Here is a 13,339-nt window from a genome sequence, read left to right as displayed (position 1 = left end):
CCAGCCCGTACGCCACCAGAACCCCTCGTGGCGACACCAGACGACGAGACCGCCCGGAACGGAGACGAGCGCCATCCCGTAGCCGTCATGTACGTCACCGGGCACGTGCAGATGCCTCGACTTCCGCTGCAGTTGCTCCGCCGCGTCCAGCGACAGCATGACCCGCGGGCGCGATCGTGCGGGTTGTGGGTTCATCCACCTGCCTCCAGTGACTTCGGTCCCGGTACGCCAAGTGAAGCCAGGAGCACGGGACCTTCCAACCTCGCCGCAGCCCATCGCCAGGACGTGTCGAGGCACCGGGAAACGTCCCTGGACGGCCTTGAAACGTCCCCGGCCGGTCGCGTCCACTGGATTCGTGAACGAGCGCCTACGCACAGCGATGCTCCGTCATGGTGTGGCCCTGGAGGACCTGGCCGAGACCTGCGGCGTCGAACCCAAGACAGTCGAACGCTGGATCAACACCGGCCGTGTTCCGCATCGTCGGCACAGGTGGGCGGCGGCGAAACTGCTGACCGCCGACGAGACGTATCTGTGGCCCGATGTGCTGGAAGGCAGCGGGGCTCGCCGGGGCAGGGCGAACCGGTCAGAGCTCGTGGAGGTCTTTCCCGACCGTGCCAGCGTGCCTCGTGAGCTCTGGCTACGGCTTCTCACCGATGCTCAGCAGCAGGTGGACGTTCTCGTCTTCTCAGGAACCTTCTACGCCCAGACGCAACCCAAGATCGCCCGATTGCTCACCGAGCTCGCACAGCGCGGTGTCGCGATCAGATTGTGCTTCGGCGATCCCGACGCGCAGTCGGTGGAGACGCGAGATCGCGAGGAAGGGCTGAGCGGCACGCTAGCGGCCAAGATCCGCTCATCCTTGACCTACTACCGGACGCTGCCGGACCTGGATGGCTGTGAGATCCGGCTGCACGCGACCACTCTGTACGCCTCGCTGTTCCGCTACGACGACGACATCCTGGTCAACCCGCACGCGTACGGCGAACCAGCCTCCGCCAACCCGACCTTCCACTTCCATCGTCTCGACGGGGGGACGATGGCCGAGCACTACATGTCATCGTTCGAGCGAGTCTGGGCCGGAGCCGTTCCGTGGTCCGGCGCGGAAGTCTGAGGAGGCGTGCCCCATGGGACGAATCGAGTACTGGAACGACCCTGACGCCCCGAAGGCGAACAGCCTGGTGCCGGCCTGCGGAACGGTGACCGTGGACGACGCCGGACGCATCCTCATGCAGCGCCGGCGCGACACTGGCCAGTGGGCGCTGCCGATGGGCAAGATGGAGATCGGCGAGACGCCTTCGCAGTGCGCGGTACGGGAGACGGAAGAGGAGACGGGCGTCCGCGTCGAGCCCACCGGCCTCCTCGGCGTCTACTCCGACCCGGCCCACATCGTGGCCTACACCGACGGCGAGGTCCGCCAGGAGTACGAGGTGATGCTGATCGCCCGCCCGGTCGGCGGCCGTCCGGAGGCCAACGACGAGGCGAGCGACGTGCGCTGGGTCGAGCCGGGCGAGCTGCACACGCTCGACATCCATCCGACCCAGTGGCGACAGCTCAACGACTACCTGGGGCAGAGGCATCCGCACGTCGATTGATCAGGATCCCGCTGTCACCGGGCTCTCGTGGGAGCGGAACGAAGTCCGCGCCGCCCAAGGCCGCGCCATGCCGGTTGCGCTGGGCCTCCGGTAGGGCCCAGCCGGGCGACCCGGCAGCCGGTCGCGGCCTGGCCGCACCATGGCGCCGCCAGGCGCGGGGGTTGCGCCGCCAGGCGCCCCAGGAAAAACCGCCTGAGTCTCCGAGCGCGAAGCGCCCCCGGCGAAGACCATCGAGCCAAAGGCGAAGCCCCCGGCCAAGCCGGTAACCGGTTATGAGGACGGGTCCGGGCGCCGCCAGGCGCGGGGTTTCGCCGCCAGGCGCCTCAAGAAGAGTCGCCTGAGTCTCCGAGCGCGAAGCGCCCCCGACGAAGACCTCTGAGCCCAGAGGCGAAGCCCCCTACTTGAGGGCTCCCGAGGTCAGGCCGGACTGGATCTGGCGTTGGAACACCGTGTAGACGACCAGCATCGGCAGGATCGCCAGCGTCAGGGCGGCGAACAGCGCCGACCAGTCCTGGTCGTACCCGGCGGACGTCGAGATGTCGGCGATCCCCTGCGTGAGCACCCATTTGTCCCGGTCCTGGAGCAACACCAGCGGAAGCTGGTACTGGTTCCACTGCCCCAGCACGTTGAAGATCGTGATGCTGATGATGCCCGGCCGCGCCATCGGCAACATGATCTGGAAGAACACCCGGGTGTGCGAGGCGCCGTCCACCATGGCCGCCTCCCCCACCGCCGTGGGCAGCGTACGGAAGAACGCGGTCAGGAAGAACACCGTGAACGGCATCGAGTACGCGATGTAGACCAGCACCAGCCCCGCATGCGTGTTCAACCCGATGTACGGCCCCACCAGCGGCACCGCCCCCATGTTCTGCACGACGAAGAACAGCGGCGTCAGCTTCAGGTACACCGGGAAGGCCAGCCCGGACACGAACAGGAAGTAGATCGGCCGGTTGGCGCGGAAGGGGTAGCGAGCCAGCACGTACGCGGCCATCGAGCCGAGCAGCATCGTCCCGGCGACGCTGAAGGTGACGACGATGACGCTGTTGAGCATGTACTGCCCGATGTGCGCCTGTTCCCAGGCGCGGGCGAAGTTGTCCCAGTTGAGCTTGGCCGGCAGCCCCCACGCCTCGCCGAAGATCTCGTCCTCGCTCTTCACCGAGGCCAGGAAGGTCCACAGGATCGGCACCACGACGAGCACCGTCCACACCAGGAGCGCGACGTGGGAGAGCACGGCCATCGGCCCGAGCCGCCGCCGGCGCTCCTGCCGGGCCAGTTTGCGGGAGTTCGCCACCGTCCACGTGGTCGTCGTTGTCATCTAGTACTCGATTCGTTCGCGGCGTGACAGGCGCAGCGAGAGGATGGCGAAGCCGACGGTGAAGAAGAACATCATGACGCCGAGGGCCGAGGCGTAGCCGAAGCGGAAGTACTGGAAGGCGTTGCGGTAGATCTCGGCGGCCATGACGGTGGTCGACCAGTCGGGGCCGCCGTGCTGGTCGGTCATCACCCACACGATCGCGAACGCGTCGAGCGCCAGGATGCCGAGGTAGACCCAGGCCACCTGGATCGTGTCCCACAGCAGCGGCAGCGTGATGCGGAAGAACAGGCTGAACCGGCCCGCGCCGTCGATCTGCGCCGCCTCGAACATGTCGCGCGGGATGGAGGCCAGCCCGGCCGAGAACAGCACGACGTAGAAGCCGACCGCCTGCCAGACCAGCACGCCGAGCACCGACCAGAAGGCCAGGCCGGGGTCGGACAGGAAGCCGACCGGCTTGGCGCCGAGCGCGATCAGCGGCCCGTTCAGCATGCCGCTGCCGTCGGGACGGAACACCTGCTGGAACAGCACGCCCACCACGGCCACGGCCAGGACCTGCGGGAAGAAGAACACCACCCGGTAGAACTTCGAGCCCGCGATGCCCGAGGAGCCCTTGCGCCCGCCCACGTTGAGCAGGAAGGCGAAGAACAGCGCGATGACGATCGTGAGCAGCGGCAGCAGCACGAGCAGCATGGCGTTGTGGGTGACGGCCTTCCAGAAGACGCCGTCCTTGAACAGGCGGACGAAGTTGTCCAGCCCGATGAAGTTCGGGGTGGCCGTCACGCCGCGCCAGTCGGTCATCGCGATGCGGAACGCCTGGAGCAGCGGCGAGATGACGTAGACGAGATAAAGGATCACCGGGGCTGCCAGGAACGCGGTGATGAACAGCCCGCGGCGATACCTGTTGAACAACATCAGCGCTGGTACTTCTTGATCGAGGAGTCGTTCTTGATCTCGTCGGCCTTCTTCTGCATGCGCTCCAGGTACTTCTCCGGCGTCAGGCCGCCGGACATCAGCTCGCCGGTGGCGGCGATGCCCTCGTCCTTGAGCTGGCCGTACCAGGTGTTCCAGCGGTAGTAGAGGGTGTTGGCGCCGGCGTCGGCGACGGCCTTGGAGGCGCTGGTGACGCCGGGCGAGATCGTCCGGCCCTCGGTCGCGCCCTTGACGGCGGTCACCGTCTTGACCATCTCGCTGAAGTCGCCGGCCGCCTTCTTCGACAACATGCCGCGCAGGTACTCGATGCCCGCCTGCGGGTTGGCGCTCCTGGCCGAGACCATGAAGTTCTCGCCGGGCTGGGTGTGCAGGGTGCCGTACGGCATCTTGTCGGAGCCGGTGACGTCGGGGATCGGGAACATGCCGTACTCGAAGTCGGGCGGGGTGGTGCTCTTCTGCTCGTTCTCCAGCCACGACCCGGACGGCAGCATGGCCACCTTGTACTTGTTCTGGGCCGTCTGGGTCTGCACGTGGTCGAGGCCGGTCGTGCCCTCCATGAGGTACTTGGCGCCCACCTCGGCCCAGGCCGTGGCGGCGGTCTTCATGGCCTCGGTGGTCCAGGCGCCGTCCTCCAGGTTGTCGATGTTGACCAGCACCTCGTTGCCGCCGATCTTGGCGGCCATGGTCAGCAGCGGCTCGTACAGGTACTGGGGGAACTTGCCCGCGTACGTGAAGGGCGCCATCTTGCCGGACTTCTTGATCGTCTCGCAGAGCTTGGTGAACTCGTCCCAGGTCTTGGGGATCTCCCAGCCGTTGTCCCTGAACACCTTCTGTGAGTACCAGATGCCGTGGATGTAGTTCACGTAACCCAGCACGCTGAACTTGCCGTCGTAGGTGCCGATGTCGATGACCGACTGGTCGATGGTGTCCCTGACCTTGACGGCGGGGTCGTCCCAGCTCGGCGCGTCGAGCAGGGCGGTGAGGTCCTGGAGCTGGCCGTCCTGGGACAGGGCGCCGAAGTCCATGAAGTTGGCGCCGGAGTTGTCGATCACCTCCGGCGGGTTGCCGCCGGCGAACCGCGGCTGGAGGACCTTGGTGATCTCCTTGGTGGCGTTGTGCTTGACCTCGCTCTTCGGATATTTCGCCTTGAACAGCGGCTCGTGGATGGTCTTGGCGTAGTCCTGGCCGAAGCCGCCGTCGAAGATCCACACCTCCAGCGGCTTGCCGTCCGCGACGCCGAACGGGTTGGCCGCGCTGGTCGCCACCGGCGCGGACGAGGCGGTGGCCGTGGGCTTGGCGGCCGGGGTGGCGCAGGCGGCCAGCGCCCCCGCGACGGGGACGAGGGCCGCGCCACGCAGGAGTTGACGACGGCTGATATGGGGGGTGTCAGGCATTGATGGCTCCTAGCTGTTCATGATCCTCGTCGTATTCGCCCTGCGTACCGGCTCTCCAGGGCCTTGTTGTGCTCGTCGCCGCCGGTCACGTTGACCGACAGGTAGACGGGGGGCCGCTCGCCCAGGGCGACGAGCTCCTCCACCGCCTCGGTGACCACCATCTGCGCGAGCAGCGCCGAGGTGATCGTGGAGACCGCGCCGTACGTGCCGCCGTCCGGCAGGTCGAGGACGGCGTCCCCGTACGGGGAGCCGTTGTCGAGCACGACGTCGGCCAGGTCCATGAGCTTGCCGCCCGAGGGATGGCGCGAGGTCATGCGCGTGCTGTGCGCGACCGAGGTGATCGCGACGAGCGGGTGGCCGCGCTCCTTGACCAGCGTGGCCAGCTCCACGACCGTGCCGTTCACGCCGGAGCTGGAGACCAGGACGAACGCGTCCTGCGGCTCGACGGGGGCCAGGTCGTAGATCTCGTGGGCGACGGCCGGGTCGCGTTCCAGCTCCGGGGTGAGCACGCTCGGCGGCCGGCCGCCGTACAGGACGAGGTCGCGCGGGGAGAGGCGGTTGCTGGGCACCAGGCCGCCGGCCCGTCCGGCGATCTCCATGGCGATGGCCTCGGAGTGCCCCGACCCGAACGCGTTGACCACCCCGCCGGCGCGCAGCGCGGCGACGATGAGGGCGGCGGCCCGGCGCACCGGCTCCGCCTGGCTCTCGGCGACCTGCCCGGCGAGGGCGAGGGCCGTGGACGCGTACCGCATGTCAGCCTCTCTCCACGCGGTGGCTCTCCACCGCGCTGATCGTCAGCTCGAACGCCTCGTTGGTGCGCTCGTACGTGCGCTGCGCGACCGCCACGTAGACGGCGTCGAGCACGAAGATCTGCGAGTGCACGGCCGCCAGCCCGCCCAGCCGGAACGTGGTCTCCCTGCTGGCCGTCGTCAGCACCAGGCCGGCCAGCTCGGCCAGCGGCGAGCGGGCGAAGGAGGTGACGGCGACCGTGGTCGCGCCGTGGCTGCCCGCCTCGGCCAGCGCCTCCATGACCTCGCGGGTGCGGCCACGGTGGCTGATGCCGATGGCGACGTCGTCCGCGCCGAGCAGCGCCGCCTCCGACAGCGCCACGTGCGCGTCGCCGGCGCTCCAGCACGGGATGCCGATCCTGCGCAGCCTGCCTTCGAGCATGGTGGCGACGTTCCCGCTGGTGGAGACGCCGATCAGCAGCACCCGGCGGGCCCTGACGACGGCGTCGGCGACCTGGGCGACCATCGCGAGGTCGAGTTGGGCGGCGGTGTCCTGGATGAGCCTGGCGTCGGCGGCGGCCATCACCTCGATGGCCGAGTCGAGCGGGTCGTCGGGGCCGATCTCGTGCCCGACGCCCGCGCCCCAGCCGGCCTGCGCGGCCCTGCCGGTCTCGGTGGCGAGGGCGACCCGCAGCTCGGCGTAGCCGGAGAAGCCGAACGCCCGGCAGAACCTGGTCACGGTGGCGGGCGAGCTGCCCGCCCGCTCGGCCAGCGCGATGATGGTCGACCGCGCGGCCTCGGCGGGGTCGCCGAGGATCACCTCGCCGACCCGGCGCAACGCCTCCGGCAGACCGGGCAGTTCCGTTTCGACGCGCCCGAGGGCTCCTGAAGTCACGAATATTCCTTCCGAATACTCGGTCTTCTGGCGAAAATTATTCTTGCTTCCCGGTCACGTCAACCCCCAGAATTCGACCGTGACCAAATCGCTGGTGGTCGGTGTCGACGCGGGAGCCACCTCGACGCGCGTCTCCGTCCACACCCTCGACGGCACCCGCGTCGGCTACGCGCGGGCGGGCGCCGGCAACCCCTCGGCACACGGTCTGGACAAGGCGGTGGCGGCGATCGGCACGGCGCTCGGTCAGGCGCTGGGGTCGCACGACGGCGGCCTGGTCGTGGCCTCGCTGGCCGGGGTCGCCGGCCAGGTGGACACGCTGGTCCCCGAGCTGGCCCGGGTGTGGGCCGGCCACGGCATCGAGGCGGGCCCCCTGATCGAGGGGGACGTCGCGGTGGCCTACGCCGCCGGCACCGCCGAGCCCGACGGCTCGCTGCTGCTGTCGGGCACGGGCGCGGTCGCGGCCAGGGTCGCCGGCCACCGCATCGACACGATCGCCGACGGGCTCGGCTGGCTGCTGGGCGACGAGGGCTCGGGCTTCTGGATCGGCCGCGCCGCCGCCAAGGCCGTGGTCTCCGCCCTCGACCGGGGCGCGGCGGGCGAGCCGGGCAGCCTGGTCGCGCTCGTCGTCGGGCATTTCCTGGGCGAGGAGCGTCCGGGGTCGCCGCGGGCGGTCGCCGACCGGCTCGTCCGGCTCGCGCAGGCCGACCACATGCGGCTGGCCGCGCTGTCCGCGCTGGTCAGCCGGGCGGCCGAGGCCGGTGACCCGATGGCGCTCAAGGTCGCCGAGGAGGCCGCCGACCGGCTGGTGGCCACCTTGCGCAGGGTGCACGTCTCGGGCGACGTCGTGCTCGCGGGCAGCGTGCTGACCAGCGAGGGGCCGGTGCGCCGGGCCGTGCTGGCGCGGCTGTCCGGCGAGCGGGTGGCGACGGCGCGCGACGCGGCGGGCGCGGCGGCCTGGCTGGCGGCCCGCGGCGTGCTGCCCGGCGACGACGGCCGCGGCTCGCACGCGGCGTTCACGCTCGCTCCCTGACGTTCACCGGGTGAGCAGGGCGGCGCTGCCGTAGCTGCCGCCGAACCCGGTCACCAGGGCGGTCTCGCGCCCGGCGCGCAGTTCCCGCACCGCCTGGGCCACGTTGTTGAGCCCGTGCACGTACCCTTCCGACAGCAGGCCGCCGTGCGGGTTCACCCACGCGTGCCGCCGCTCCAGCAGGTACGCCCCCAGGTCCGCCCGCGCCACCAGCCCGAAGTCCTCCAGTTGCCGGGGCACCAGCCAGGAGTAGGCGTCGTAGAGCAGCGCCGCCCGGACGTCCGAGGGCCGCATGCCGGACGCCGCCCACAACAGGGGCGCGACGTGGGAGGAGAAGACGGCCGTCACGTCCGGCGAGCGGTCCATGGAGGAGCAGCCGGGGCCGCCCCCGCGGACGACCGCCCGGATGCGCGGCCCGTCCAGGACGCCGCTCACCAGCAGCGCGCACGCGCCGTCGGTCTCCAGGCAGCAGTCGACGGTGCGCAGCGGCGTGCAGACGTACGGTCTGGCCAGGTAGGCGGCCAGGTCCAGGGGGTCGCGGCGCAGGGCGCGCGGGTTGGCGGCGGCGTTGCTCCTGGACTGGGCGACCACGGCGTGCAGGTGCTCGGCGGTGAGCCCGGTGTCGTGCAGGTAGCGGGTCGCGGCCATGGCGAACAGCGGGATCGGCCCCGCCAGGCCGTAGGTGTGGCGTTCCAGGGGGCCGGTGGAGGCGGTGTTCATCCGCGTGCCGGACCGCCCGTTGAGCGCCCGGAAGACCAGGACGTTCCTGGCCACGCCGGCGTGGATCAGCATGGCCGCGTCCCCCAGCACGGACGCGGCCTGCGTCCCGCCGCCGGAGATGTCGTTGTGCCAGCGCAGCCGCTCGATCCCCAGCGCGCGGGCGACCTGGACGACCGGCGCGGAGTCGTTCATGTGGTAGCTGAGCAGCCCGTCGACCTCGCCGGGCGCGATCCCGGCGTCCGCGCAGGCGGCCCGGCACGCCTCGGCGGCCAGCTCCAGCTCGGTGCGCCCGGACTGCCTGGTCAGCGCGGTCATCCCGATCCCGGCCACGGCCGCGCACCCGGCGAAGGACTGCATCCCGCCCCCTCCAGCTCGGCGATCACGATAACACGCCGAGACAAGCGCTTGCTCGGTAGGGCAGGCCGGGCGAGGGCCCGGGGTGCCGTACGCGGCGTTTCCGGGCGGCCGCAACGGCGGCGACTTCCGCCCGAAGGGCCGCGCCGCCAGGTTGGGCGAGGCCCTGAGCAGCAGGAAGGCACAAGCCGTGACTGGACGTCTTCACGCGGGCTGCACCGTCTTGTAATACGGAGATGTGATCAGCCGATAGCCCATCATCATCACCCCGAGGTGAGAGATGGATCTGCGCTACGTCAGATACGCGATGGCGATCGCGCGCGCCGGCAGCCTCCGCCGCGCCGCGACCGCGCTGCACATCGCGCAGCCCACGCTGTCGGAGCAGCTCAGGGCGCTGGAGAAGGAGATAGGCGTCGAGCTGTTCAGCCGATCGTCCAGCGGCGTGCGGCTCACCGAGGCGGGCGAGGCGTTCCTGGCCCAGGCCACGGTCGCGCTCGACGCCTACGAACGAGCCGTGGCCGCCGCGCGGAGCACGGGCCGCACCGCCCGCCTGGGCGTGGCCGACGGGCTGGCCGACGTCGCCGCCCGGCTGCTCGCGCAGCTCCAGAACGTGCCGGTGCGGATCGCGCCGATGAGCACCGCCGAGCAGTTGATCTCCATCGCCGACGGCACGTTGCAGGCCGGCCTCGGTTACGCCCCCGGCTCGCTGCCGAGGGGCGTGGCCCGCATGCTCGTCCACCGCTTCCCGGTCCGCGCGCTGCTCCCCCGCGACCACCCGCTGGCCGGACGGGAGGCGCTGTCGCTGGCGGACCTGGCCGGCGAGCCGCTGATCATGCCCGAGTCGGACGCGGTCGCCGGGGCCCGGCGGTTCCTGGAGGGGTTCGTCCGGCATCGGCTGCATCCCCGGCTGGGCCCGGCCGCCGCCACCCACGACCTGGTGATCGACATGGTGGGCGCGGGGGCCGGCTACAGCCTGTGCGTCCACGAGGGCAGCGCGGTGCCCGAGGCGCTCACCTTCGTCCCCATCAAGGAGGACGTGCCGCCGCTGGAGGCGGTCTTCCTGTGGAACCGGCAGGCCGACGTGCACGAGGTGGTGAGCGCGGCCCGCCACGTCGCCCGCTCTGGATAGCGCTATTATCTATCGATGCGCATCTCAGAACTGAGCGCCCGATCCGGTGTCGCCATCCCCACGATCAAGTACTACCTGCGTGAGGGCATGCTGCACCAGGGCGAGCAGACCGCCGCGACCCGCGCCGAGTACGACGAGTCCCACCTGCGCAGGCTGCGCCTGATCCGGGCCCTGCTGGAGGTGGGCCGGCTCCCCGTGGCCGCCATCAAGCAGGTCATCGCCGCCGTCGACGACGAGACGCTGCCCATCCACCACATGCTGGGGATCGCGCACTACGCGCTCGGCCCGGTCGTCGAGCCCGAGCAGGACGAGGAGTGGCGGACCGCCAGGGCCGGGGTCGACCGGCTGCTCGGCGAGCTCGGCTGGACCGTCGCCGAGGACGCCCCCACCCGCGACGAGCTGGCGCAGACGATGGTCCGCATGCGCCAGCTCGGCCTGCGCGTCGACCTCGCGCCGTACGTCGAGGCCGCCAGGAAGCTGGTGACCGAGGTCGAGATGGACACCATCCCCTTCGACGGGCCGCGCGACGCCGCCGTGGAGGCCCTGGTGCTGGGCACCGTCCTGTACGGCAAGGCGCTCGACACGCTGCGCCGCATGGCCCAGGAGTCGGAGTCGGCCCGCCGGGTCGGGCAGCGCCGGCAGTGACGATCGGGGCCGGTCAGAGCACGCCGTTGCGCCGCAGGATCTCGACGGCCCGCACGGTGGCCGCGCCCCGCCATTCGAGCGCGCCCGCGGGCGAGATCCGCGCGTAGTCCACGACCCAGCCGCCGTCCTCCTGCTGCGTCCCGGCCAGCCGGTCGAGGTCGGCGGCGATCACCTCGGGCGCGAACAGCTCGCGCGCCGGCCGCCCCGGGTAGGGGGCGAAGTCGAGGGGGTTCAGCCGCTCGTCGGCGGTGCCGCCCTCCACGGGCACCCGCCCGTCCTCGGGGATGTGGGCGGCCAGCCGCTTGAGCAGCCCGGCCGCCTCGGGCCGCGTCCCGTGGACGGCGTCCAGGAAGCGCACGGCGAAGGAGAGCACGTACGCGTGCGGCCGTTCGTCCAGCGCCTGGATCGCGTCGAGGCAGTAGCGGGTGGCCCGCTCCAGCCACGGATGCGCGGCCACGGCCGGGTCGTGGGCGGCCACGGCGTGGGCCGCCGCCGCGGAGACGGCCGTGATCTGCAACGACGACGTGCTCGTGTCCGCGCCCGCCCACCAGGGCGCGGTGCCGTCGGTCAGGGTGAGCGGCAGCGCGAACGGCAGCCCGCCGTCGGGCATCGTCACCGACTCCAGCCAGTCGCACAGCGCGACGGCCTGCGGCGCGGTGTCGGGGCCGATCTCCTCGAACACCTCGAAGGCGTGCAGCGCCGCGCCCGGCTGGCTCTCCGGCGAGCGCAGGTCGGGCTCCAGGCCCCAGCCGTAGCCGCCGTCGGGGTTGCGGTAGGCGTCGAGGGCGCCGAGCACGGAGGCCGGGCCGGTCTCCTCCATGAGCAAGTGGAAGCGGCGCCGGTCCAGGACCCGCGCGTGCGTGGCCAGGAAGCCGGCGACCGCCGAGAGATTGACGTTCATGGAGCCATCGTGCCCGCCGCGCGAGCTCGGGTCTTGTCCGAACCGGACGTGTCACCCGGTGTCGTCCACCGGCCGTTTCAGCAGCCACGACGCGGCCCGCTGGAGCAGGGTCCGGTGGATCTCGTTGTCGTAGGACCTGGTGTCGTGCCCCAGCGCGTCGTAGACCACCCGGCCGCGGCGCACCGGACGCGCCCACACCAGCGGCTGGCCGTGCGCGGAGGCCAGGGGCCGCACGTCCGGCAGCACGTCGAGGTCGCTGTAGACCTCGTCGACCAGGTCGAAGTCGCGCAGGCCCGCCACGATGGGGTGGGCGGCGCCGTGCACCCGCACGCCGGTCCAGCCCAGCGGCGGGTGGTGGGACTTGGGCCAGTTCCAGCAGCCGCCGAGCACCCGCGGCCAGCCCTGCCAGTCGTCGAAGCAGACCGCGGCCGTGTGCATGCACAGCAGGCCGCCGCCCCGGTCGAGGTGGTCGAGGAGCGTGGTGCGGGCCTGGGCGGGCAGCGCGAAGCGCCATTCGCCGCGCAGGTCGGCGAAGCGGTCCTGGCCCATCTGCCAGCGCAGCGCGTTGACCGTGATGAGCTGCACCTCCGGCGGCTCGCTCAGCGCGCCCGCGATGTCCTCGGTGATCTCGGACTCGACGCCCACCTCGCCCAGCACGTCGGCGAGCGCGGCCGACGTGGCGGCGAAGTCGTGGAAGAGCCCTCCTGACAGGATCAGATTTCTCGCCACGCCCCCAGCCCATCACGCCCGGCCCGCCTTGGCCACCCCGTGGCGCCGCCGCCGCGCCCCCCGCCGAGCCCCCGCCGAGCCCCCGCCGAGCCGCCCATCCGGGCGGCAGGGCATGATGCCGGACGTGGACTTCGAGGAATACCGTCCCATGTTGCTGGGCCTGGCCTACCGCCTGCTCGGCAGCATGTGGGACGCCGAGGACGTCGTGCAGGAGGCATGGCTGCGGTGGGAGGGCACCGACAGGAGCCAGATCAGGGAGCCCCGCGCGTTCCTGCTGACCGTGGTCTCGCGGCTGGCCCTCGACCAGCTTCGCTCGGCCCGGGTGCGGCGGGAGGCGTACACCGGGCCGTGGCTGCCCGAGCCGGTCGCGACGGGCGAGGCCGGGCCGCTGGACACGGCGGAGCTGCGCGACACCCTCTCCTTCGCGACCCTGCACCTGATGGAGAAGCTGTCGCCGCCGGAGCGGGCGGTGTTCGTGCTGCGGGAGGCGTTCGAGCTGCCGTACGACCAGATCGCCGAGATCGTCGGCTCGTCGGTGGCCAACGCCCGGCAGCTGCACCACCGCGCCTCGGTCCGGGTGTCGCAGGGCCGCGACCGGTTCACGCCGACGAACGAGGACCACGCCAGGCTGCTGACGAAGTTCATGGAGGCGGCCGGCGGCGGCGACCTCGACGCGCTGACCGAGCTGCTGCACGAGGACGTCGTCCTGTGGAACGACGGCGGCGGCAAGGTCCGGGCCGCCCTGCGGCCGATCCTGGGCCGGCGCAAGGTCAGCGGCTTCATCGGCGGCCTGCTGGCCCGCTACGACTTCAGCCGGGCGCGCCTGGTCGAGGCCAACGGCCGCCCCGCCCTGTGGACGCACGTGGCCGGAAGCGACCAGCTCATCGCCCTCGACGTGCGCGACGGCCGTATCCAGGGGCTTTACGGCGTGCTCAACCCGGACAAGCTGACCCGGGTGCGGCCGCAGTGATCGGCCCGTC

At 71.5% G+C, this 13,339-nt stretch carries 14 protein-coding genes; 6 read left to right on the top strand and 8 right to left on the bottom strand.

What is annotated here, in order from left to right; all coding sequences use genetic code 11:
- Positions 1-355 precede the first annotated feature (355 nt).
- Entirely contained in the window at positions 356-1,111 is a 756-nt protein-coding gene (locus ACIBST_RS45100) for an XRE family transcriptional regulator (protein ID WP_397179626.1), read from the top strand.
- Positions 1,112-1,124: 13 nt separating this feature from the next.
- On the top strand, positions 1,125-1,592 hold the full coding sequence (locus tag ACIBST_RS45095; protein WP_397179625.1) for an NUDIX domain-containing protein: 468 nt from the start codon (positions 1,125-1,127) through the stop codon (positions 1,590-1,592).
- A 397-nt stretch (positions 1,593-1,989) separates the two neighbouring features.
- Here ACIBST_RS45095 and ACIBST_RS45090 read toward each other — a convergent pair whose 3' ends face one another.
- From ACIBST_RS45090 to ACIBST_RS45070, 5 genes are read right to left on the bottom strand one after another with little or no spacing between them, the layout of a single operon-like run.
- On the bottom strand, positions 1,990-2,907 hold the full coding sequence (locus ACIBST_RS45090; protein WP_352363084.1) for a carbohydrate ABC transporter permease: 918 nt from the start codon (positions 2,905-2,907) through the stop codon (positions 1,990-1,992).
- Positions 2,908-3,819 (bottom strand): carbohydrate ABC transporter permease, encoded by a 912-nt coding sequence (locus tag ACIBST_RS45085; RefSeq protein WP_397179624.1) that lies wholly within the window; start codon positions 3,817-3,819, stop codon positions 2,908-2,910.
- On the bottom strand, positions 3,819-5,231 hold the full coding sequence (gene ngcE, locus ACIBST_RS45080) for an N-acetylglucosamine/diacetylchitobiose ABC transporter substrate-binding protein (protein ID WP_397179623.1): 1,413 nt from the start codon (positions 5,229-5,231) through the stop codon (positions 3,819-3,821). Before ngcE ends, ACIBST_RS45085 begins: the two co-directional genes overlap by 1 nt.
- A 17-nt stretch (positions 5,232-5,248) precedes the next feature.
- A complete protein-coding gene (locus ACIBST_RS45075; RefSeq protein WP_397179622.1) occupies positions 5,249-5,983 on the bottom strand; it encodes a sugar isomerase domain-containing protein in 735 nt (244 codons plus the stop codon).
- 1 nt (position 5,984) lies between these two features.
- Positions 5,985-6,854, bottom strand: coding sequence for a MurR/RpiR family transcriptional regulator (locus ACIBST_RS45070; protein ID WP_358298526.1), 870 nt, complete (start codon positions 6,852-6,854; stop codon positions 5,985-5,987).
- A gap of 79 nt (positions 6,855-6,933) precedes the next feature.
- On the opposite strand from ACIBST_RS45070, the gene ACIBST_RS45065 reads away from it, so the two are divergent.
- Positions 6,934-7,884, top strand: coding sequence for an N-acetylglucosamine kinase (locus tag ACIBST_RS45065; RefSeq protein WP_397179621.1), 951 nt, complete (start codon positions 6,934-6,936; stop codon positions 7,882-7,884).
- Between the two features lie 3 nt (positions 7,885-7,887).
- Here the strand turns inward: ACIBST_RS45065 and ACIBST_RS45060 are convergent, their stop codons facing one another.
- The gene (locus ACIBST_RS45060; RefSeq protein ID WP_397179620.1) at positions 7,888-8,958 is read right to left on the bottom strand and encodes a thiolase C-terminal domain-containing protein; all 1,071 of its coding nucleotides are present in this window, start codon (positions 8,956-8,958) and stop codon (positions 7,888-7,890) included.
- Between the two features lie 277 nt (positions 8,959-9,235).
- On the opposite strand from ACIBST_RS45060, the gene ACIBST_RS45055 reads away from it, so the two are divergent.
- Together ACIBST_RS45055 and ACIBST_RS45050 are read left to right on the top strand one after the other, a co-directional pair.
- Positions 9,236-10,084, top strand: a complete 849-nt coding sequence (locus ACIBST_RS45055; RefSeq protein ID WP_397179619.1) for a LysR family transcriptional regulator — start codon at positions 9,236-9,238, stop codon at positions 10,082-10,084.
- A gap of 15 nt (positions 10,085-10,099) precedes the next feature.
- A complete protein-coding gene (locus ACIBST_RS45050) occupies positions 10,100-10,729 on the top strand; it encodes a MerR family transcriptional regulator (RefSeq protein WP_397179618.1) in 630 nt (209 codons plus the stop codon).
- A gap of 13 nt (positions 10,730-10,742) precedes the next feature.
- Here the strand turns inward: ACIBST_RS45050 and ACIBST_RS45045 are convergent, their stop codons facing one another.
- Positions 10,743-11,630 carry a hypothetical protein gene (locus ACIBST_RS45045; RefSeq protein WP_397179617.1) on the bottom strand — a complete coding sequence of 296 codons (888 nt, stop codon included), beginning with the start codon at positions 11,628-11,630 and terminating at the stop codon, positions 10,743-10,745.
- 51 nt (positions 11,631-11,681) lie between these two features.
- Positions 11,682-12,359, bottom strand: coding sequence for a ThuA domain-containing protein (locus ACIBST_RS45040; RefSeq protein ID WP_397179616.1), 678 nt, complete (start codon positions 12,357-12,359; stop codon positions 11,682-11,684).
- Between the two features lie 115 nt (positions 12,360-12,474).
- Between ACIBST_RS45040 and ACIBST_RS45035 the strand changes: the two genes are divergently transcribed.
- A complete protein-coding gene (locus ACIBST_RS45035) occupies positions 12,475-13,329 on the top strand; it encodes an RNA polymerase sigma-70 factor (RefSeq protein ID WP_397179704.1) in 855 nt (284 codons plus the stop codon).
- Positions 13,330-13,339 lie beyond the last annotated feature (10 nt).

Origin of the sequence: Nonomuraea sp. NPDC049684 (assembly GCF_044465345.1) — a bacterium.
GTDB lineage: Bacteria > Actinomycetota > Actinomycetes > Streptosporangiales > Streptosporangiaceae > Nonomuraea.
Note: the sequence above shows the minus strand (reverse complement) of the source record. Positions and strands in the feature narration are given on the sequence as shown.

Excerpts from the sequence above, each read along its gene's own strand:
- ACIBST_RS45035 (WP_397179704.1), top strand. The coding sequence starts at position 12,475 with ATGCCGGACGTGGACTTCGAGGAATACCGTCCCATGTTGCTGGGCCTG.
- ngcE (WP_397179623.1), bottom strand. The coding sequence starts at position 5,231 with ATGCCTGACACCCCCCATATCAGCCGTCGTCAACTCCTGCGTGGCGCG.
- ACIBST_RS45050 (WP_397179618.1), top strand. The coding sequence starts at position 10,100 with ATGCGCATCTCAGAACTGAGCGCCCGATCCGGTGTCGCCATCCCCACG.
- ACIBST_RS45085 (WP_397179624.1), bottom strand. The coding sequence starts at position 3,819 with ATGTTGTTCAACAGGTATCGCCGCGGGCTGTTCATCACCGCGTTCCTG.
- ACIBST_RS45090 (WP_352363084.1), bottom strand. The coding sequence starts at position 2,907 with ATGACAACGACGACCACGTGGACGGTGGCGAACTCCCGCAAACTGGCC.
- ACIBST_RS45055 (WP_397179619.1), top strand. The coding sequence starts at position 9,236 with ATGGATCTGCGCTACGTCAGATACGCGATGGCGATCGCGCGCGCCGGC.
- ACIBST_RS45075 (WP_397179622.1), bottom strand. The coding sequence starts at position 5,983 with ATGCGGTACGCGTCCACGGCCCTCGCCCTCGCCGGGCAGGTCGCCGAG.
- ACIBST_RS45045 (WP_397179617.1), bottom strand. The coding sequence starts at position 11,630 with ATGAACGTCAATCTCTCGGCGGTCGCCGGCTTCCTGGCCACGCACGCG.
- ACIBST_RS45095 (WP_397179625.1), top strand. The coding sequence starts at position 1,125 with ATGGGACGAATCGAGTACTGGAACGACCCTGACGCCCCGAAGGCGAAC.
- ACIBST_RS45060 (WP_397179620.1), bottom strand. The coding sequence starts at position 8,958 with ATGCAGTCCTTCGCCGGGTGCGCGGCCGTGGCCGGGATCGGGATGACC.